General features: G+C 56.4%; 21 protein-coding genes, 2 pseudogenes and 1 riboswitch. Of the genes and pseudogenes, 11 read left to right on the top strand and 12 right to left on the bottom strand.

Annotation, left to right across the window (positions count from 1 at the left end):
- Positions 1-24: 24 nt before the first annotated feature.
- Positions 25-474, top strand: a complete 450-nt coding sequence (gene crcB / locus CFR72_RS11985) for a fluoride efflux transporter CrcB (RefSeq protein WP_110914168.1) — start codon at positions 25-27, stop codon at positions 472-474.
- Between the two features lie 47 nt (positions 475-521).
- Here the strand turns inward: crcB and CFR72_RS11980 are convergent, their stop codons facing one another.
- The 7 genes from CFR72_RS11980 to CFR72_RS11950 form a co-directional block, all read right to left on the bottom strand.
- Positions 522-989, bottom strand: a complete 468-nt coding sequence (locus CFR72_RS11980) for a hypothetical protein (protein WP_244182281.1) — start codon at positions 987-989, stop codon at positions 522-524.
- An 86-nt stretch (positions 990-1,075) separates the two neighbouring features.
- Positions 1,076-1,372 (bottom strand): DUF211 domain-containing protein, encoded by a 297-nt coding sequence (locus CFR72_RS11975; RefSeq protein ID WP_084296404.1) that lies wholly within the window; start codon positions 1,370-1,372, stop codon positions 1,076-1,078.
- 45 nt (positions 1,373-1,417) lie between these two features.
- Positions 1,418-2,071 (bottom strand): histidine phosphatase family protein, encoded by a 654-nt coding sequence (locus CFR72_RS11970; protein WP_110914166.1) that lies wholly within the window; start codon positions 2,069-2,071, stop codon positions 1,418-1,420.
- Between the two features lie 29 nt (positions 2,072-2,100).
- Positions 2,101-2,164: riboswitch (Fluoride riboswitch) on the bottom strand.
- A 282-nt stretch (positions 2,165-2,446) separates the two neighbouring features.
- Positions 2,447-4,234, bottom strand: coding sequence for a thiamine pyrophosphate-requiring protein (locus CFR72_RS11965; RefSeq protein WP_110914165.1), 1,788 nt, complete (start codon positions 4,232-4,234; stop codon positions 2,447-2,449).
- 256 nt (positions 4,235-4,490) lie between these two features.
- On the bottom strand, positions 4,491-4,997 hold the full coding sequence (locus tag CFR72_RS11960) for a YciE/YciF ferroxidase family protein (protein WP_110914164.1): 507 nt from the start codon (positions 4,995-4,997) through the stop codon (positions 4,491-4,493).
- 128 nt (positions 4,998-5,125) lie between these two features.
- Positions 5,126-5,404, bottom strand: a complete 279-nt coding sequence (locus CFR72_RS11955) for a hypothetical protein (RefSeq protein ID WP_110914163.1) — start codon at positions 5,402-5,404, stop codon at positions 5,126-5,128.
- Positions 5,405-6,564: 1,160 nt separating this feature from the next.
- The gene (locus CFR72_RS11950; protein ID WP_167400371.1) at positions 6,565-6,780 is read right to left on the bottom strand and encodes a transposase; all 216 of its coding nucleotides are present in this window, start codon (positions 6,778-6,780) and stop codon (positions 6,565-6,567) included.
- Here CFR72_RS11950 and CFR72_RS11945 point away from each other — a divergent pair.
- A pseudogene (locus CFR72_RS11945) lies at positions 6,755-7,489 on the top strand (recombinase family protein); the annotation flags it as partial. The gene CFR72_RS11950 and the pseudogene CFR72_RS11945 overlap by 26 nt on opposite strands.
- Before the next feature lie 92 nt (positions 7,490-7,581).
- On the top strand, positions 7,582-8,871 hold the full coding sequence (locus CFR72_RS11940) for a transposase (RefSeq protein WP_110914162.1): 1,290 nt from the start codon (positions 7,582-7,584) through the stop codon (positions 8,869-8,871).
- Between the two features lie 111 nt (positions 8,872-8,982).
- On the opposite strand, the gene CFR72_RS11935 is transcribed toward CFR72_RS11940, so the two are convergent.
- A complete protein-coding gene (locus CFR72_RS11935; protein ID WP_110914161.1) occupies positions 8,983-10,143 on the bottom strand; it encodes an MFS transporter in 1,161 nt (386 codons plus the stop codon).
- 165 nt (positions 10,144-10,308) lie between these two features.
- Here CFR72_RS11935 and CFR72_RS11930 point away from each other — a divergent pair, with 165 nt between their 5' ends.
- Together CFR72_RS11930 and CFR72_RS18100 are read left to right on the top strand one after the other, a co-directional pair.
- On the top strand, positions 10,309-11,037 hold the full coding sequence (locus CFR72_RS11930; protein WP_110914178.1) for an AraC family transcriptional regulator: 729 nt from the start codon (positions 10,309-10,311) through the stop codon (positions 11,035-11,037).
- A gap of 98 nt (positions 11,038-11,135) precedes the next feature.
- Positions 11,136-11,612: pseudogene (locus tag CFR72_RS18100) on the top strand (SDR family NAD(P)-dependent oxidoreductase).
- Positions 11,613-11,788: 176 nt separating this feature from the next.
- Here CFR72_RS18100 and CFR72_RS11920 read toward each other — a convergent pair.
- Positions 11,789-12,640 carry a helix-turn-helix transcriptional regulator gene (locus CFR72_RS11920; RefSeq protein ID WP_110914160.1) on the bottom strand — a complete coding sequence of 284 codons (852 nt, stop codon included), beginning with the start codon at positions 12,638-12,640 and terminating at the stop codon, positions 11,789-11,791.
- Positions 12,641-12,734: 94 nt separating this feature from the next.
- On the opposite strand from CFR72_RS11920, the gene CFR72_RS11915 reads away from it, so the two are divergent.
- The gene (locus tag CFR72_RS11915) at positions 12,735-13,622 is read left to right on the top strand and encodes an SDR family oxidoreductase (RefSeq protein WP_110914159.1); all 888 of its coding nucleotides are present in this window, start codon (positions 12,735-12,737) and stop codon (positions 13,620-13,622) included.
- Between the two features lie 66 nt (positions 13,623-13,688).
- Here CFR72_RS11915 and CFR72_RS11910 read toward each other — a convergent pair whose 3' ends face one another.
- Entirely contained in the window at positions 13,689-14,750 is a 1,062-nt protein-coding gene (locus CFR72_RS11910) for an aldo/keto reductase (RefSeq protein ID WP_110914158.1), read from the bottom strand.
- Between the two features lie 82 nt (positions 14,751-14,832).
- Between CFR72_RS11910 and CFR72_RS11905 the strand changes: the two genes are divergently transcribed.
- A complete protein-coding gene (locus CFR72_RS11905; protein ID WP_244182280.1) occupies positions 14,833-15,096 on the top strand; it encodes a TetR/AcrR family transcriptional regulator in 264 nt (87 codons plus the stop codon).
- A gap of 34 nt (positions 15,097-15,130) precedes the next feature.
- On the opposite strand, the gene CFR72_RS11900 is transcribed toward CFR72_RS11905, so the two are convergent.
- Positions 15,131-16,218 (bottom strand): IS3 family transposase gene (locus CFR72_RS11900; RefSeq protein WP_110914157.1). Its coding sequence is split into 2 segments (ribosomal slippage): positions 15,131-15,957 and positions 15,957-16,218, totalling 1,089 coding nucleotides; the frame shifts between segments, so codons are not numbered across the junction.
- 76 nt (positions 16,219-16,294) lie between these two features.
- Between CFR72_RS11900 and CFR72_RS11895 the strand changes: the two genes are divergently transcribed.
- A complete protein-coding gene (locus CFR72_RS11895) occupies positions 16,295-16,594 on the top strand; it encodes an SbtR family transcriptional regulator (RefSeq protein ID WP_244182279.1) in 300 nt (99 codons plus the stop codon).
- 109 nt (positions 16,595-16,703) lie between these two features.
- Here CFR72_RS11895 and CFR72_RS17580 read toward each other — a convergent pair whose 3' ends face one another.
- Complete coding sequence (locus CFR72_RS17580; protein ID WP_158531573.1) at positions 16,704-16,844, bottom strand: hypothetical protein; 141 nt, start codon at positions 16,842-16,844, stop codon at positions 16,704-16,706.
- A 354-nt stretch (positions 16,845-17,198) separates the two neighbouring features.
- Between CFR72_RS17580 and CFR72_RS11890 the strand changes: the two genes are divergently transcribed.
- The 3 genes from CFR72_RS11890 to CFR72_RS17265 all read left to right on the top strand — a co-directional run.
- Positions 17,199-17,459 carry a type II toxin-antitoxin system RelB/DinJ family antitoxin gene (locus CFR72_RS11890; RefSeq protein WP_110914156.1) on the top strand — a complete coding sequence of 87 codons (261 nt, stop codon included), beginning with the start codon at positions 17,199-17,201 and terminating at the stop codon, positions 17,457-17,459.
- On the top strand, positions 17,456-17,749 hold the full coding sequence (locus tag CFR72_RS11885; RefSeq protein WP_110914155.1) for a type II toxin-antitoxin system RelE family toxin: 294 nt from the start codon (positions 17,456-17,458) through the stop codon (positions 17,747-17,749). Before CFR72_RS11890 ends, CFR72_RS11885 begins: the two co-directional genes overlap by 4 nt.
- A gap of 247 nt (positions 17,750-17,996) precedes the next feature.
- A partial coding sequence (locus CFR72_RS17265) for a hypothetical protein (RefSeq protein WP_146220723.1) occupies positions 17,997-18,756 on the top strand: 760 nt, incomplete at its 3' end.

Below are 18,756 nucleotides of genomic sequence, written 5' to 3'. Positions count from 1 at the left end.
TGCAGGCATGAAGGATAGTTTTCGATGATGTCTGGCGTCCTTACCCCGCTGTGGATCGCTGTCGCGGGCGCGATGGGGACATTGCTCCGTTATTACGCAGGTATCCTGACACTGTCATGGAGCCAGCGGTTACCCTGGGGTACAATCCTGATCAACATAACCGGTTCTTTCGCCATTGCCTTTTTCAGCGCCCTGACGGCCGCCCATGCCCGCTTTCCGGCGTCAAACGAAACCCGGTTGATCGTCATGGCAGGACTCTGCGGCGGTTACACGACATTTTCGTCTTTCAGCCTCCAGACCATCGACCTCGCCCGGGATGGCGCCCTGGTTCGTGCCCTGCTCAATGTCACCCTGTCTGTGGTGCTGTGTCTTGGTGCCACGGCCCTTGGCTATGTATCCGCCGAAGCTGTCAACGGACATTCTGCCAGCATCCACGCCTCCCCCATGCATGATTCAGATCTTCCGCAGAAATAAACGTCCTCCTTCTGCGCGGATATTCATGACGGCAATCCGGGGCGGTTTTACTGAACAAGACCAAGTTCAAGACCGATATAGGCCAGCACGCCGCCCCCAACGAACAGGGCCACGCCCCACGCAACGCGGGACCCGTGAACCGTTCCGGCCAGGGCGACGCCCATAAGCGCCAGCAGCGCGAGCGTCGCCAGAAGGCCCAGCCATGAAGGACCGGGAAGTATCATGGCCAGAAGAAGCGGTGTCATTGACCCCGCCAGTCCACAGACGGCCGCAAGCACCGCACCTAGCACGGAATTGACGAGCGCTTTCCGCCCCAAAGCCGTGGCAGACATATGCCTGCTTGGACGCAGGTTCAGTTCCCTTTCAATACCGACAAGTGCGGTTCGTTCCTGTGCATAGTGGGCAACAAAAAATACGAACAGCGTCGTCAGCCCTGCGGCCATCCCCACCCGAAATGCCAGCGTGTACGTTATGACGTGCCCATGACCGAGGAAACTGCGTGATGCCAGCGTCATGGCATTCAGGATCCCGTCCACGGTTCCCGCTACAATATCAAGCCGGTTCTCGACTTCATGGAACCATCGCAGGGGCTGGCCGGATCTCATCGGCGTCGTGGCACACTTTCGATAAGCCTGTCGCCCGTGGCAAGATGGTCAAGACTGTGGACCACGGCCCCTGTTTTTTCGATTGCCTCCACAATACTTTCGTAATCCATGTTCTCCCCCTCGATCGTAACATCCGTTCCGATAGTTTCCGTGTCGATTTCGGTCACGGTAATGCTGCAGGCCGCCACACCGGGGGATGACTGGATCGCCGCGGCAACGGCAGTCAGCGTTGGGCCGCGCATGGACAGGTCAACATCAAGGAGAACCCGCCGCACATTCAGTTGCCCGTCCATGGCAGACCCTTTGCGTGTCCAGGGATGTTCAGGAGAACCGGGGAATTACTTACGGATGTGGATACTTTCGTTGATACGTTCCACGGACCATTCACCGTAGCGCGGCGTAAAGATGCTGACACCGCAGGGGTCTGACGTGAATTTCCAGTAATTGCGCAAAGGAAGGCGTAAGATAGCGAGTATCAATGTCCTGATGACGCTGTCATGTGTTACGACAATGGCCGTTCCGTTTTCTGCCTGCGCAAGGGCTTCATGCGCAGCCCCTACGGCACGTCGGGCAACGGTTTCAAGCGTGTCACCATTGGGGATGCGCGCGAGATCAGGTGTCTGCATCCATGCGTCGTAATCCTGAGGATATGCCGCAGCGATGTCCTTGTGGGAATGGCCCTGCCAGTCGCCATAATTGAAATCCGTCAAGCCAGCCATGGGGAAGACAGTCTCACCATGATGATCGGCAATGGCCCTGGCAGTCTCGACACAGCGTGACAGGGGACTGGACGCAACGACTTTGACATCAGGCGCCGAAGCCAGGTAATGCGCTGTCACGGCGGCCTGCTCCCGGCCGCGATCCGTCAGGGGAAGATCCTGCGTCCCCCGGAAACTGGGCGGTTTGATGCCCGGTACCTCGCCATGGCGGACCAGAACCAGACGTGATGCACCATGCGGTGATAATGCTGGCGGAAAAACAAGGGCTGTCATTGGATATACCTCCGGCTTGCGCTTCACGCGTTATGCCAGGAGTCATCAGCCAAAATGGCGATTATAAGGAGGAACCCCATCTCCCTGTATTCCAAAGTAATAGAGAACATCTGCTTCTTACGTCAAGACAATACACACAGGGTATTGAACTTCCCTCGCAATTTAACGTGTTCCCAACGCCTGATTTCCGTTACCTGTTCTGTCCGGTCCAATTACGGCAATCGGTCAGTTACCCGTGGTGACAGGTTCCATGCTTGATCCCGCGCCCAGCAGGATCGCCAGCGGCAGGTCCAGCAATCTTGCCTTCAGGTCCCATACCACCGCATCGCATGCCAGTGTGCCGTCAACTTCCGTCGATCTGTAAACCCGGGCGCCTTACGATTTTCCTGCTGGCAGCAGGGACGCCAGCATTTCCTTTGCCGAACCCAGTATGACACTGGCCCGCTCCGGTTCCGTGGGGAGCGATGTCAGGAAGGCCTTGGCCTGCTGCAGGGTGATATGCGGCGGCAATGGCGGCACGTTGGGGTCGGTGCGGGCTTCAAGGATGACAGGGCGGTCGGCGCCCAGGGCTTCTTCCCATGCGGTGGCGACGTGTGCGGGGTCATCAACATAAATCCCCTTCAGCCCCAGCAGTTCGGCATAGCGATGATAGGGAAAGTCCGGAATGGACTGGGTTGATTCCGTCTTGCCCCTGCCAAGCTGGATGCGCTCCTCCCACGTGACCTGATTGAGGTCCTGGTTATTCAGCACAAGTACGATCAGCCGGGGATTGGACCACTGCTTCCAGTATTTGGAAATCGTGATCATGACGTTCAGGCCGTTCATCTGCATGGCCCCGTCGCCCATGCAGGCAATGACCGTGCGTTCGGGATAGGCCATCTTGGCCGCCATGGCATAAGGCGTCCCCGCCCCGATGGAGGCCAGACCACCTGAAAGCGATGCCTTCATGCCACGCCGCATTTTCAGGTCACGCGCATACCAGTTGGCGACGGAGCCGGAATCAGCGGTGATGATGGCATTTTCCGGCAGGCGGGGTGACAGTTCCCAGAATACGCGTTGCGGGTTAAGCGGCCGGGCACCGGTCATGGCGCGGGCTTCCAGCACTTTCCACCACTGGGCCACTTCCTTTTCGATATGGACGCGCCATGAGCGGTCACTGTTGTGATGAAGCAGCGGGATCAGGGCGCGCAAGGTCGCAGCACTATCGCCCTGCAGGTTGACCTCCATCGGGTAACTCAGGGACAGGTTGGCGCCGTTTATGTCGATCTGCACGCCACGCGCCTGCCCCGGCCTTGGCAGGAACTCGCTATAGGGAAATGATGATCCCACCATCAGGAACGTGTCGCATTCCTTCATCAGGACCCATGACGGCTTCGTGCCCAGCAGGCCGATCGAACCGGTAACGAAGGGGAGTTCATCAGGTACGGCGGCCTTGCCCAGCAGCGCCTTGGCAATTCCCGCCCCAAGGATTTCCGCGATCTGGAGCAACTGGTCCGTTGCCTCCAGCGCACCTGCGCCGGCAAGGATCGCAACCTTTTTGCCGGCATTGAGTATTTCGGCCGCGGCACGCAGGCCTGCCTCCTCGGGCACCTTGCTGCCAACTGTCGTGCCGATGCCCGTATGGGTCGAACCATGCGCCATTGGCGGGTCTTTATACGGCAGTTCCTGCAGGTCATTGGGCACGATCACGACGGTCGGCGCACGTTTGTCGCGCGCGATCCGCACGGCCCGGTCCAGCGCATGGCGCATCTGCGATGGTTCGGTCACGGTTACGATGTATTCGCATGCCACGTCCTTGCATAATGATTGCAGATCCACTTCCTGCTGGTAATTCGTGCCAATCGCCGTACGGGCCTGCTGGCCCATGATCGCCACGACACCAACATGATCAAGCCTGGCATCATAAAGCCCGTTCAGCAGGTGGGTGGCGCCGGGGCCCGATGTTGCGAAACACAGCCCCACCTGCCCGGTAAACTTGGCATGGGCCGTGGCCATGAACGCGGCCATTTCCTCATGCCGTACCTGCACATATTCGATATGGCCTGCATCCACTTCGCGTTGCAGGGCCACGTCTATTCCGCCTGCCCCATCGCCCGGATAACCGTAAGCGCGTCTGAGGCCCCATTCCTGAAGGCGTTTCCATAAGAATTCGCTGACATTCATTTTCAGGGACCTCCCGCCGGATTCATCGGGCCAACGTCGAGAATTCGCAGGGGTTGCTGGCACGACAGTTTTGTAAAGACAACGCAGAGAACCGGTTGTTCATGCGGAAGATGAACAATCGGTATCTCAGTGCACAGGGATTATTGTGTGGTCAGGACGTTTGACGTCAGGTGGTGAATGTCATGAGGCAACCGGGACCTGGTCTCTCCCTATCGTCCAGACAGGTCAGCATGCGCCATCCCATCCATATCCGGCCTCAGGCTGCGGCATGCTGGTTTACACTCATCCCGGCGATGCGCGTCAGTTTCTGGTCGGCGGATTTTTCTTCCTCAAGCGTCTGTTCCAGAACAGTCGCACAGTCGCTACGGCCAAGTTGCCGGGCATAGGCGATGAGGCTTCCGTAACGGGTGATTTCATAATGCTCGACCGCCTGCGCTGCCGAGAGAATGGCGGCATCACGGACCTCAGGGTCATCGCAGTCGCTGATGATGTCCTTCGTCTCGGAAAGGATGCCATCCATTGCCTGACAGGTCACGCCCTTAACGGGTTGGCCATGCATCTGGAACACCTGCTCAAGCCTGCGTACATGTTCCTGTGTTTCCGTCAGGTGGTGCTGGAACGCGGCCTTCAGTTCCGGTTCGGTGGCCTCTTCTGCCATGGTGGGCAGGGTCCTGACGATCTGGTTTTCGGCATAATAGATATCCTGAAGGGTATGCACGAACAGGTCATCAAGGGTTTTGATCGGTTTTGAAAACAGGCCCATTGATTTTCTCCATTCTCGAAAAGATGCCATTCGCCGGATCGGCGCAGGGCAGTCGATGCGGTGACCGGAGCATTCAGTTTCCGGGGGACGGCAGCAGATTGCTGACGTCCCCGGTATCCAGCATGATGTCAGGTATTCTTGTGGCTCTGCTGGCCGGCCTTGACATGCTGTTCATGTGTGCCGCCGCGGGTGCCGGTGCTGTGTTCGCCCTCGCCTTTCCCGGCATGCGACGTGCCGGTATTCTTGTGGCTCTGTTCGCCGGCCTTGACATGCTGTTCATGCGTGCCGCCGCGGGTGCCGGTACCATGCGTACCCTCACTGTTCGCGCTGTGCGACGAGCCTGTGTTTTTATGGCTCTGTTCACCAGCCTTGACGTGCTGTTCATGGCTGCCGCCTTGATTGGCCATTTTTTCCGTTCCTTTTACTGATGCGAGACGGCGGTTTATGTAGCCGTCCTACGACAAACCACCTGCATTGATCGAGGTTCCAGGAATTCAGAAAAAATTATAATTATTTGAAAAAGAAATTATGTAACAGATTTCGCCAAATTTATTTTATTAACTATAAAAATTAAATGATTTTTTGAATCTAAATACTTTTAATACAGATCAGAACGTCCAAATACAGACCTACGTACCATGAGGTTGAATGTGGGTCCTGACATTGGCATCGAATCTCATCATGCAGGAACATACCCCTGCAATATCACCCGGTCGGCTTCATGTATGTTTGATATGCCATTAACGAAAGCAGCAACACATGAAATTTCTAATTTTTATCTGGGCTTTCTCTATATGAGTTCCTCCGGGAAAGGATGAAAATTCATGGGTAGTCTGACACGATGATGACTGTTAATTGACGACCGACCGGTGCCAGCAAGAAAAAGGATTTTCCGGCCTGCTTCACATATGATGGCGCAACCCATGACCTCCCGATACCATTATCCTCGCAAATGGGAAAAACCCGGATACCCATTGTAACGGCTGCCATACGCCCTGTGCCTGTCGCCGATCTATCCCTGTATGTCACATTGCCGGACCCGCAGCAGCGGGCTGCCTGATTGAGGATACGATTTCAGGGGAATCAACTGAAACATAATAACTCCTGAATGATATTTTTACAGCGGGGATCCTCCGATATTTTTTTCGAAAAACCCTTTTATTTCCCAAAGAATCTTTTGAAACAGTGCCTAGAGATCATGAAAACAGAGTGTGCTCATGGAAAGTACAATACCACCTACGCATGACCTGTTAAGAAAACACATCTAAGGTTTCGTCCTCATGAATCTTCAGTATGGCCAATGGCTTCATATTTGCGTTGATATACAGAACATGTTTCATGAAAAAACGCCTTGGTATGCGCCCTGGATGGCCCGCATTCTGCCCTATGTGGTCTCCATTGCACGGTGGCATAAGGACAGGACTTATTTTCACGCGCTTTATTCCCTCGTTGCGTGCTGAAGAAGCACCAAGGGCATGGCGGGGGTATTATGAACGCTGGCACCAAATGACCCATCCTGAAAGTTACCCGTGCTTTCTTGAACTTATGTCCGAACCAGGCCGTGTCGTCAGTTAATTCCGATGACAGTTGCGACGAGTTGAACGGCCGCGAGGAAAGTTGATTTCAACTTGTCATAGCGTGTTGCGATGTCTCTGAACTGCTTCAGTCTGGCGAAAAAACGTTCGATGATGTTTTGATTTTTATAAATTGAGAAATGGATGTTTCGTGGATGGATACAGTTTTTCTTTGAAGGAATAACCGGCGCCTGGGGCTTCTCGACCATCAATGGCAACCGGACGCGCAGCACCGGTATCCTCAACAACGAGATGTACGTGGGCAGGCTGGTGTGGAACCGGCAGCGTTTCATCAAAGATCCTGATACCGGCAAATGCCAGGCCCGTCCCAATCCGGAATCCGAATGGGTGGATCCAGGAGGTGCCGGAATTGCGAATCGTCGATCAGGAGCTGTGGGACGCGGTCAAGACGCGACAAGCCAGCGTCAGCGCCAGCCGCGACACACGCGACACATCCTCGCCCGATCATTTCCGCGAGAAACGCCGTCCCCGTTATCTGTTCTCCGGCCTGAGCAAATGCGGCTGCTGTGGTGGCGGCTATTCCATGATCTCCGGTGCATTGCTCGGCTGCTCGACAGCACGCAACAAAGGCACCTGCGATACACGACATGCTGCATTCGGAACTGGACGAGAAGCGCCAGGAGGCGGCCGATGTGATCCGCTCGCTGATTCCTCACCTCGTCCGACAAGGGCCTCCAGATCGACGTCCGGAGCGATCTCGCAGGCATCCTGACGGTGGCGTCGGGCGGACAAACGAAAACCCCAGCCCGTTTCCAGACTGGGGTTAGTGATACGTTGGCATCGCAAGTATCGTTGGTTGCGGGGGCAGGATTGCTTCTCAGCTTGCGGCAACCGCAAGTTGAGAGCAAAGCGGGATTAATAGGCTGTTTTAATGAACTTTTTTCGGCACACGCATGACCTCTTACTGAATAAATGCCCCCTACCCTCATAAAGCGTAAAGCTTATGCATCCAGAGCTATGTCCGCTTCCGCCTCATCTAGCAGCCTGATCTGAAGTCGTGGCTTCCTGCTGACGATATGGCGCATTTCATTGTCGCAGCCGTTGAGCGGGTTCCGATGAGTGCGTTCTGCGTGCCAGTGCGCACGGGAGGCAAGGCGCAGTATCATCCGCGCCTGATGCTGGCCCTTCTGATCTTCAGCTATGCGAACGGGTTGTTTTCCTCACGCCGGATCGAGCGGGCGACATATCGCGACATCGGGGTGCGCTTCGTGGCGGCGAACCTGCATCCGGATCATGATACGATTGCGACCTTCCGCCGGACGAACAGGGGCGCCATTGAAGCTGCATTTGCACAGGTCCTGCTTCTGGCGCGCGAGACAGGCCTGCTGCGTCTGGGCGTTGTGTCGATCGACGGCACGAAAATCGATGCCGACGCTTCGAAATACCGTTCGGTGCGCTACGACCGGATCAGGGCGCTGCGCGAACAGCTGGCGGTGGATATCGCGAAACTGATGGACCAGGCGGAGCACGCAGATGCCACAGACAGTGATCCGCAGGCATTGCCGGAAGAACTTGCCCGCCGGGAAGCGCTGAAAGCGAAGTTGGACGAAGCCTGCGCCCGGCTGGAAGCAGATGCGAAGGCGCAGGCCGAGGCGGCGCGACCGGCATACGAGAAGAAGAAGGCGGTGTATGACGCAAAAACAGGGCGTCGTGGCAGGGCGCCCAAACCGCCCGACGATGAACCACCACCCGACCGGCAGATCAGCCTGACCGATCCCGACAGCCGCCTCATGCGGCGTTCGGATGCCCACGAGTTCCGGCAGGCTTACAATGCCCAGGCCGTAGTCTGCGCCGAAGGCAGCCAGCTGATCGTGACAACCGGCGTTGTCGCCACGTCAGCGGATGCGCCATCCTTTGCCGACACGGTGCTGTCGATGGAAGACACAATCGGTCTCCCGGAGAAGGTGCTTGCCGACACCGGTTACGCCAGCGGACAGGCGGTCCGGAAACTGCAGGAAAAGGGCATTGATCCGCTGGTCGCCATTGGACGGCCCTGTGCCCGCAGACCTTACGACTTCCGACCCCATCCCGAAGCAAAGGAGCCACGCCGGATAACCGAACCCTGGCGGCTCGCCATGAAGAAAAAACTGGAAACCACAAAAGCCGGAGATGTTTACAGACTACGAAAACAGACCGTTGAACCGGTCTTTGGAATTATCAAAAGCATCATGGGCTTCAGAAGATTCAGTCTGCGTGGCCTTGCAAAAGTCACGACCGAATGGACACTCGTCGCTCTCGCATACAACTGCAAAAGAATGGCGCGGCTTCAGGCGGCATAAGCCGGGTCAGCCTCGGCGTTATCAGCCGCAAAATGCCCAACCCGACAGGCTGCTAGGACATTCAGATCATTCCAGAATGGACCGGAAAGCAGACATTCGTGGCAGGCTATGTCATTTCTGATATGTGCGCTCGATCGCCACCGTAACCACAGCAAGCAGGCCAGCACTCCCAACCAGCGACGTCAGGAGTGCTGGGGCAACGCCGAGATGATCGATCAGCAGACCTGTAATCCATGGTAGGATACCGCCAAGCAGATAGCCGCCCGTCTGGGTTAGCCCGGCCAATCGTGTCGCCTCTGATCTGCCGTGCGCGAAATCCAGAGGCTGGAGGAGCGCTATCGGGAACAGACCTCCTGTCGCAACCCCGATCATCAAAGGTGCCAGCCATGGCACCGGCTTTGCGAGCAGCAGGCTGAGCGTACCCAGAATGGCGAAGCCGGAAAAAACCAGGGCAGCCTTGATAGTCGTGAGTTTCAGGACGCGCATGACGACATGCATGCCAAAACTGATGCCCGTCTGGGACAGCATCATGGTGGCGACAAGAAGCCCTGCCGTATGGTCAGAATAGCCCAGGGCACCATACAGGGACGGCAGCCACGCTATTGCGACGTAATTGATCCCGGCCTGAAGACCGAAGAACAGCGTCAATCCCAAAATGCCGTTCCGGCTGATCGTAAGAGAGGGCTGTGACGCGGCGCGCGCAGGCGCAGCAATATCCTCACGCCATAGTATCCAGCAAAACCCGGCAAGTGCCGTGGGAAGCGCCCAGAAAGCCAGACCCAGCGGCCAGTTCCCGGTGGCGTCACTGATGCGGGGCGTTCCGAAAGCGGCGACGGACGATCCCACGCCCATGCTGGCAGCATAGACGCTCATGGCCGCAGGCGCGCGGGAGGCAAACTCACCCTTTATAAAACCCGACAGCAACGGTCGGATGATTGCGTCGCCCACGCCTACCCCGACGGCCGTGAAAAGCAGCAGTCCATAGCTGCCACCATCGAGGCGAAGGAGCAGGACGATCGTCAGAAGCGCCAATGCCATTATCATGGAGCGTTTCAGGCCAAGTCGCCGTTCCAGCATATGCCCGAGCGGAGAGAGACCGCCCATGCACAGGACTGGAAGCGTGGTCAGCAAGCCCAGTTCGGCGTTGGAGATGGCAAGAGTTCGTTCGATCCGGTCGAGGATGGGAGAGAGGGACGCGATTCCGGTACGCAGGCAGATACCAGCACCGAAGATCATCAGCCAGGGCAGAAGCGTTTTCGCGGAACGTGTCATGCCCCCTGCTATACAGGCTGGATTTTTACCCCGCGCTCGACAGGATGCCATAAACTGTCGAAAATATGCCAGATGAAGCAATCCCGATCCCTGCAGGCCAGCAGTCTTGCTGATCGCACACCGCCCACAGAGCTACGTCCAGTGCGCGTGCATGCGGAGCATCATGTGGAAGCAGAGCATGTCGAACCGCATTGTCACGCTGATCTCGGGCAACTTCTGGCGACCACGCGTGGCGTAATCCGCGTCACGACGGAAGATAACCAGTGGCTGGTACCGCCCGGTCGGGCGCTCCTGCTGCCACCGGGTGTGGTGCATGCCGTTCACAGCCCCAAGGAAAGCAGGCTGCGTGCCGTGCTGATCGCACCGCAGATGTGTCAGGATTTTCTGCCAGCCTGTCGCATCATCGCCCTTACAACGCTGTTGCGGGCACTGATTGATGCCGCGGCCCGCTGCCCGTCAGATTATCCTGTTCCTTCACCGGCGTCGCGCATGGTGGCAGTGCTGCTGGACCAGATCGCATCAGCACACTCCGAACCTCTGGGTGTACCGCGTCCTTCGGATACACGACTGCGGCGTGTCACGGACGCGCTGATGGCCTCTCCGGCGGATGGCCGGTCACTATCTGAATGGCAGGATGTGGCTGGGGCCAGCAACCGGACGCTGGCCCGGTTGTTTGAAGCTGAGATTGGCATGAGCTTCAGTCACTATCGCCGACAGGTGCAGATGCAGGCTGCCGTTGGCATGCTGGCATCAGGCCTGCCAGTTGGAGAGGTCGCGCATGCTCTTGGTTATTCCACGGCATCCGCGTTTGCGTTTGCATTCCGCAAGACACTCGGCAGTCCGCCCAGTCGATTTCGTGATCAGGTTGAATGGGCTGATTGTCGAACTGTTTAAGAACGAAAGATTTCGTTCTTCGTCGAGGACATTTGGCCGCGAGGCGATAAGTCCGACCGGGAGTTCTCGCCTCTCAACAGTCATAAGACGGCAGATCCATCAAGCCCGATATCGGTCATTTACGTTTTCTGCTTGACCATTGCATCGATGAATTAGGCTGGCAAAAATGGGGCCGTATCATCAACATTTCCAGTCTTGCAGCAATAACGCCCCCACCGACGTCTCCCGCCTGTTCGGCGTGTAAAGCTGCCATGAACGCGATGACGGTTTCGATGGCAAAGGCGGTGGCCCCTGACGGCGTCACGGCCAACGCCATTTCTCCGTGAACCATACACAGTGTGACATTGGATACCCGTTTCGGGGGGGGTAGCAGCCCAACGGGGCTGGCGGAGAAAGATACGCCATGATCCGAGATCGAGGCTGCCGTTCTGCCAATTTTTGCACAGGTTTCTGTTGGCCATGTTGCAACACCGGAAGATATAGCGAACGCGGCAGTCTTTCTCTCAAGCCCGCTTGCTACTTATATCACGGGAGTTAATCTGAGAGAGGGTGGAGGCATGTTTCCGGGTTTATAAACAGGCAGACGAAATTAGATCGAGCCTTTCAGTAAATTGGTATACTACACCAACATTGTATTGATTGATTACGAAATCTGGTCGGTAAAGAACCTTACTTTCGGTGTCAGATATTGTCTTCCCGGATAACCGGCTGGAATTGGTATTTCAGGCGATAAATATTCGGACAGAAGCCGCTACGCACCTGCTACGCTACGGCGAGACAGGACGGTTTCCCTGAGCTTTTCCGCGTCCTCCGGTGTCGCGGGGTTGTAGACGACCAGCGTCAGATCCGGCCGGCCATCGACCGAGAATATCGAATGTTCGAAGGCGAAGGAGCCGAGGACCGGATGGTCGATGTGCTTGACGATGTCGACGGGTGTCTCGGTGACGCTGTTCTCATGCCACATCGTATGAAATTCGGGGCTGAGCCGGCAGAGTTCCGTCACCAGGGGAGTAACCTCATCAGCCGCGCCGGCGCGCGCTGTTTCGATCCGAAAAGCACCCACCACGTAGCGTGCCATGCTTTCCCAGTCGGTCTGCATGGCGCGGGAGCGCGGGTCGAGGAAGATGATCCGCAGGATGTTGCGTTCCGCCGGCGGCAGGGCGCCGTAATCCCCCAGCATGATGGTCGCCGCCCGGTTCCAGGCCGGCACATCCCAGGTTGCGGTCCGGATCACCGCCGGGCTGGGGTCCAACGCGTCGAGCACACGTTGCAGACGAGGCGTGACGGTGCCGCTCTTGCGATACCGCGCATTGGGTGGGCGCCCGAGGCCGAGTAGAAACAGATGCTCGCGCTCGACGTCGGTCAGCATGAGGGCGCGGGCGATCCTATCCAGCACGTCGGCTGACGGGGCACCACCACGCCCCTGTTCCAGCCAGGTGTACCAGGTCGGACTGATGTTGGCCCGCTGAGCGACCTCCTCACGGCGCAGGCCTGGCGTGCGGCGGCGTTCCGAGGGAAGGCCGAAGGCAGCCGGATCAAGCTTCGCGCGGCGATCTTTCAGCCAGGTACCGAGCCGCTTTTCGACGTGCGGGTGCTCGCTCATCCTGTTAATCTTTATAATACGATAAGGTCACTACTTTACCAGAATAGGGCATGGACCGAGATTTGTCTTCATCTGAAAAGGGGAGACTTAGCTCATGCGTATATTCGTCACCGGCGCCACCGGATTTATCGGTATGCCGACCGTCAAGGAGCTGATTGCCGCCGGCCACGAGGTGCTTGGCCTCGCCCGTTCGGATGAGGGGGCTCAATCGCTTGCCACCATAGGCGCTGAGGTGCAGCGAGGAACGCTTGAGGACCTCGACAGCCTGCAAAAGGGTGCGGCGGCTTCGGATGCCGTGATTCATCTGGCGTTTATTCATGACTGGTCGAACTTCCTGGCAAGCTGCGAAACAGATCGTCGCGCCATCGAGGCAATCGGGTCCGCGCTTGCCGGCTCCAACAAGCCGTTTCTTGCCACGGGAGGACTGGCGGGACTGGCGCCACCTGGCCAGGTGGCGACCGAAAAGGATGTTATTCCGTCGGACTTCCAATTCCCGCGCGTGTCCGAGCAGACGACGCTGGCGCTGATCTCGCAGGATATCCGCGCTTCAGTGGTGCGTCTGCCGCAGGTCCATGACCGAGCCAAGCAGGGGCTCATCACGCCGCTGATCGAGACGTTCCGTCAGAACGGCACCTGCGCCTATGTGGGCGATGGGAGCAATCTTTGGCCTGCGGCGCATGTGCTCGATGTTGCCCGTCTTTACAGACTGGCTATTGAAAAGGGGGCGACAGGCACCGCCTGGCATGCGGTGGCTGAAGAGGGGGTGGCGATGCGCGATATCGTCGAGACGCTCGGCCGTCGCCTGGACCTGCCGGTCCGATCAATCCTGCCGGATGAGGCACCGACTTTCTTCGGGCGCTTCGCGATGTTCGCAGGTTTCGACATGCGGGCCTCCAGCGAACTGACGCGGCAGGTATTGGGATGGGAGCCGACAGGTCCGGGACTGATTGCCGATCTTGTGCAGCTTGAAATCGCGGACTGATGCGTGCGGAGAAGGACCACGGTTTATGACCGAAACGGGAATGGTGATGATAACAGGCGGTTCGGGTTACTTTCTTTCGATGAGATCTGGCGTGTCCTTTTTAAATCCGCTTACCGTTTCCAGGATCCGGGCGAGCGCGGCCGGGTCGGATGTACCCTGGTCATCACGACGCGGCGTATAAGGAGCTTCCAATCGCTTCGCTTCATCGTCAGTGAGGGCGATTGAGAGCGCTGCGATGGCATCGTCGATGTGCTTGGGTTTGAGCGCTCCGACGATGGATGCGGCGACGACAGGTTGGCGGCGCAGCCAGGCGAGCGAGATTTCCGCCGGGCTGACGCCGCGTTCGGTTGCGATGGCGTTCACCGCATCGATGATCTGATGGTCGGCGGCAGCGGTGGCCTCATTCTGCTCAGCGCCTGCGGGCTCGGTCTCACTTCGCCTGGTGGTCGTTCCCCACGGACGCGCCAGGCGGCCGCGTGCCAGTGGGCTGTAAACGATGGTCTGTACACCCTCATCGGCGCAAAGCGGTAGCATCTCACGTTCTTCCTCGCGGGCGAGAAGGTTGTAATTGTCCTGCATTGAGATGAATCGCGTCCAGCCGTTCGTCTTTTGAAGATGCAGCGCCTTGGCAAATTCCCATGCCATCATCGAAGACGCGCCGAGATAACGCACCTTGCCGGCTTTTACGAGGTCGTGGAGCGCTTCCAGTGTCTCCTCCAAGGGGGTGGTCTGATCGCGGCGGTGAATCTGGTAGAGGTCAATATAATCCGTGCCGAGCCGTCGCAGGCTGTGGTCCACCTCGGTCATGATCATCTTGCGCGACAGGCCGAACGCATTGGGACCGTTGTGCATGGGCGCGCACAGTTTGGTGGCGATCACTACGCTGTCCCGGTTGACGAAATCCCTGAGCGCCTTGCCGACGATCTCCTCACTGTTTCCGTTCGAGTAGAGATTCGCGGTGTCGAAGAAGTTGATGCCAGCTTCGAGCGCATGGCGGATCAGCGAGCGGCTGGCTTCTTCGTCAAGCGACCAGCGAGGATGACCCACCGCGGGGTCTCCGAAGCCCATGCAACCGACGAAGATGGGCGATACTTCAAGGCCGGAGTGACCGAGCTTCACATATTGCATGGGCCGTCCTTGCAGAGTAATTAAATGGACAATTCTCCGCTTATTTATTAGCGGAGAGCTCTCCGTTTGATCAAGGGGTATGATGGCTGATCCTGACGTAAGATTGCGCGCCGACGCTCAGGCAAACCGCGACCGCATTCTTGACATCGCGCGTGATGCATTCGCCGCAGATCCGGGGGTGTCTCTCAATGCCATAGCAAAAGCGGCCGGGGTGGGCGCCGGTACGCTCTACCGCCACTTTCCAAGCCGGGAGGCGTTGTTGGTGGGTGTATACCGGAAGGAAATCGACGAGTTGGTGAGTCTGGCCCCAGACCTGCTCGCCAACCACCCGCCGCTGCAAGGGTAATCCCCCCATTTTTAGTGGGGCATTGAATGAGAATTCAGGCAGCTGTTTTTAGTTTCTGGGCGGGGGTTAGCCCGCTGTTCCCCATGTTGGGTCTGTCATGGTTATATGTCCAGAGCCATTGTGTTGCGACCTCCTGCACGTCCTGAATGCTTTCAAACAGATACTGCTCCAGCCATTCCTGCCGGACAGTTCTGTTGTAGCGTTCAATATAGGCGTTCTGCTGCGGATTACCCGGTTGCGTATAGATCAGGGTAATCCCCTGTTTTTCGGCCCATGAAACCAACGTATGACTGACATATTCAGGGCCATTATCCATTCGGATGGCTTCTGGCCTGCCGCGCCACTCCATAACCTGTTCCAGGCAGCGGACAACCCGACAGGCCGGCAGGGAAAAATCAACCTCGATTGCCAGTCCTTCACGATTGAAGTCATCCAGAATGTTCAGGAGCCGAAAAGCGCGTCCATCCATCAGCCTGTCCGCCATGAAGTCCATGGACCAGACCGTGTTGGGAAGGGCCGGAACCGACAGCTTTTCAGGCTTTTCGCGAACAAGACGCCTGCGGGGTTTAATCCGCAGGTTGAGTTCCAGTTCCCGATAGATCCGATAAACCCGCTTATGATTCCAGACATGTCCCTGCACATTGCGCAGATACAGGAAACACAGACCAAATCCCCATCTCCTGTGAGCCTGGGTCAGTCCCACAAGAAGATCGGCAATCCTGTCATTCTCCGCTGCCAGTCGCGGACGATAGCGAAAGCAGGTCTCGGATATCCCAAAAATCCGACAGGCCAGCGCAATGCTGACCCCATGATGCGCCACAGCTTGTGCGGCCAGTTCCCGGCGCTGGGCTGGCCGCTTCATTTTTTTCCAAGGGCTTCCTTCAGGATATCCGTCTGCATGCTCAAATCCGCATACATGCGCTTCAGCCGACGGTTCTCCTCTTCCAAAGCCTTCATCTGACTGATCATCGAAGCATCCATGCCGCCATATTTCGCGCGCCACCGGTAAAACGTGGCGTTGCTAATCCCATGCTCCCGGCACAGGTCAGGAACCGGGACACCGCCCTCAGCCTGGCGGATCACACCCATGATCTGGGCGTCACTAAAGCGATCACTCTTCATCAGAATCTCCTCAATTCTTACGCTGAGAAAATTCTCATTCAAAAGTCACTCTTTTTATGGGGGGATTACCCAAGCCTTGCGACTGTGGTGCGATCGCTTTGTCCAGTTCGGCGAGGTGAAGCACGGCGTTGCCGATACGCTGAGTTCGGCAATCTCCGAAAAGGATTTGCGGGAAACCTATTGGCCCCTGGTCGGCGCGGTCCACCAATTAATAGAAGCATGCGAAAAACGGGGCGAAATACAGTCGGGCGTCCATCCTGAGGATGTCTTGACGCTACTGGCGTTGCTACTACGAATTTCACCCACCTCGGACGGGAAGGCGCAGATAAGGCGAATTCTCGCACTTCTCTTTCGCGGCCTCGGTGCTGAAGCGTAACTGATTCCCCATCACCTGCTTGACATATGCTGCGTGCAAACCAGTGCTGCAGACGGGGTAGATTTGCCGTTTCCTGGCCGATGGGGTCAGGACCCTGCGCCGTTCACCATCAGGTACGCCGACGTATCGTGACCGGCAGGAAAACAATCAGACCAAAACCAATGGCCGTCGAAAGCACAAGGCCGAGCGATGTCGTGCTGGTATAGGGCAGCGCACCTGTCGCGGTCGTCCCGATCGCCGCGAACGCCATCTAAAGGAAGCCCAGCAGGGCGGACGCCAGCCCCGCGCGTGCGCTGAAATCCTGCCTGCGCCTCAGTGCGGGAAAGTGCTTGTAATGATACAGGCCGTCTCCCTGTCCCGGCATAATTTTGACAGCCTGACGTGTCTGGTTACGCTTTCAGATGAACCATAGCTGGACCTTCCGTTTCCCCCTAAACAGCCTGTCTGCTCAACGAATGGCAGCAGACAGGCTGTAGTCGCCTCTTTTCTGCCATTTCCGCAGTCGATCTGGCTTCTCGAAAGCAGACATCGGCATCGACCATCTTTTGCTTCATTTGTATAAACAAATGTGATACAAACGTACATACACGCAAGGAGGCTTTGTATGTCTGCTGTTACATTCCGGGTAGATGAAACACTGAAGGCAGTTGCTGTTGAGAAGTTGTCCGCTCAAGGCATCTCTCTTTCTGATGCACTGCGCAATACCCTCGCATATATTGCTGAAACGGGGCGCTCTCCCGTCAAGCGCACGCTTGTCACAGATGAGGATGCACAGCTTATCGAGATTGTGCGCGAACGTCTCAAAAATCCTGCCCAAAAGCACCATATAACTTTTGCGGAACTTAAGAGCCGTCATCGCGAATGAGAGAGTATTGTCTCGAATTCGATGATAGAGCGCTTAAGGAGTGGGATGCTCTTGACGGCAGCGTGCGTAAGAAATTTGAAAAGAAGCTGGAAAAGCTGATCTGGAACCCTCACTCTCCAGGAAACGAGCTTCATCGCGACCTATCAGGGTTTTACAAGATCAAGCTTCTGAAAGATGGCTACCGCCTTGTTTATCAGGTCATCGATGAACGGATCATCATCTATGTGATTGCCGTTGGCCGGAGAGCCGATAATGAGATTTATGAATTAGCTTCGGAGCGGACAGAGTGAATTTACTTTCTTGGTAGAAAGTCAGCTCCCGCCTACATGTCTGGCATACAGCCATTAAGGTTGTTCGCCTGAAAGCGGACTTTATTACAAGGTTGACTTTGGGGAACCAAAGTTAATCATTGTGTCCACAGGAATTACGCGGCCGTTTATGATAAAAAATACAAGAAGCACGCATGTGATACAAAATCGTATAAGCAGGCTAATTTTGTATTATGCAGGTATAAATTGAAATTGTAAGATTAAAATAATGAGTGTTCCTTACATTGCAACACCGGAAGAACGTGACCTGTATCAAGCAGTAAGTGATCTTACGTTGAAAATTGCACGTCCCCTAATTCGATATAATGACAAAAAATCCTGGCCAAAACCGCTATCAGGAGGATCGTGTTTTATCTTGCGCTTTGATTGCGGGTTAATTGGCGTGACTGCGAATCATGTTGTTGAGGTATTTGAGGCGGATAGAGAAGAAAGCGTAAGCAACGCATGCCTTCTCAGGACTGTTCCTTTCGATCTTCTGAACAAGATTATTGACCGGAATACCGCTCTCGATATTGCAACATTTTCGGTCACCGAAAATGAATTGGCTGCAAGTGAAGGACAGGCGCTGGATTGTCGTGGTGCGAACTGGCCGCCCCCAGAGCCCCTTGAGAGCGCCACTATCAGCTTTGGCGGCTTTCCGGAAGAATGTGCAAGACCGTCGCTGCCAGCCAACGCCGTGTTTCGCGCATTTGTATCACTTACCTATGTACAAGATATAACCCAGCGCGAAATTATCGCGACCTATGAGCCGACCCGAGATAATCGAGTCATAGCTGACGAACGCTTGCCAGATGTCGGAGCCAATCTTAGTGGTTGTAGCGGTGGTCCGGTAATTGTCCATTATGAACGCAATATGACTCACCACTACCAGAAGTGGTCCCCATTTTTCGGACAGGGCGATAAGCTATCATCTGGCCTGAACGAGGACGGGTTTTATGGGCAAGGTTACGCGGAAACGGTATGCGGCG

It is taken from the genome of Gluconacetobacter entanii (genome assembly GCF_003206495.1).
Lineage (GTDB): Bacteria > Pseudomonadota > Alphaproteobacteria > Acetobacterales > Acetobacteraceae > Novacetimonas > Novacetimonas entanii.
This window is presented reverse-complemented; position numbering and strand designations above follow the sequence as displayed.

Bases quoted from the DNA above. Each gene is read 5' to 3' on its own strand.
- crcB (WP_110914168.1), top strand. From the start codon at position 25: ATGATGTCTGGCGTCCTTACCCCGCTGTGGATCGCTGTCGCGGGCGCG.
- CFR72_RS11980 (WP_244182281.1), bottom strand. From the start codon at position 989: ATGACGCTGGCATCACGCAGTTTCCTCGGTCATGGGCACGTCATAACG.
- CFR72_RS11975 (WP_084296404.1), bottom strand. From the start codon at position 1,372: ATGGACGGGCAACTGAATGTGCGGCGGGTTCTCCTTGATGTTGACCTG.
- CFR72_RS11970 (WP_110914166.1), bottom strand. From the start codon at position 2,071: ATGACAGCCCTTGTTTTTCCGCCAGCATTATCACCGCATGGTGCATCA.
- CFR72_RS11965 (WP_110914165.1), bottom strand. From the start codon at position 4,234: ATGAATGTCAGCGAATTCTTATGGAAACGCCTTCAGGAATGGGGCCTC.
- CFR72_RS11960 (WP_110914164.1), bottom strand. From the start codon at position 4,997: ATGGGCCTGTTTTCAAAACCGATCAAAACCCTTGATGACCTGTTCGTG.
- CFR72_RS11955 (WP_110914163.1), bottom strand. From the start codon at position 5,404: ATGGCCAATCAAGGCGGCAGCCATGAACAGCACGTCAAGGCTGGTGAA.
- CFR72_RS11950 (WP_167400371.1), bottom strand. From the start codon at position 6,780: ATGGTCGAGAAGCCCCAGGCGCCGGTTATTCCTTCAAAGAAAAACTGT.
- CFR72_RS11935 (WP_110914161.1), bottom strand. From the start codon at position 10,143: ATGACACGTTCCGCGAAAACGCTTCTGCCCTGGCTGATGATCTTCGGT.
- CFR72_RS11920 (WP_110914160.1), bottom strand. From the start codon at position 12,640: ATGAGCGAGCACCCGCACGTCGAAAAGCGGCTCGGTACCTGGCTGAAA.
- CFR72_RS11915 (WP_110914159.1), top strand. From the start codon at position 12,735: ATGCGTATATTCGTCACCGGCGCCACCGGATTTATCGGTATGCCGACC.
- CFR72_RS11910 (WP_110914158.1), bottom strand. From the start codon at position 14,750: ATGCAATATGTGAAGCTCGGTCACTCCGGCCTTGAAGTATCGCCCATC.
- CFR72_RS11905 (WP_244182280.1), top strand. From the start codon at position 14,833: ATGGCTGATCCTGACGTAAGATTGCGCGCCGACGCTCAGGCAAACCGC.
- CFR72_RS17580 (WP_158531573.1), bottom strand. From the start codon at position 16,844: ATGGCGTTCGCGGCGATCGGGACGACCGCGACAGGTGCGCTGCCCTAT.
- CFR72_RS11890 (WP_110914156.1), top strand. From the start codon at position 17,199: ATGTCTGCTGTTACATTCCGGGTAGATGAAACACTGAAGGCAGTTGCT.
- CFR72_RS11885 (WP_110914155.1), top strand. From the start codon at position 17,456: ATGAGAGAGTATTGTCTCGAATTCGATGATAGAGCGCTTAAGGAGTGG.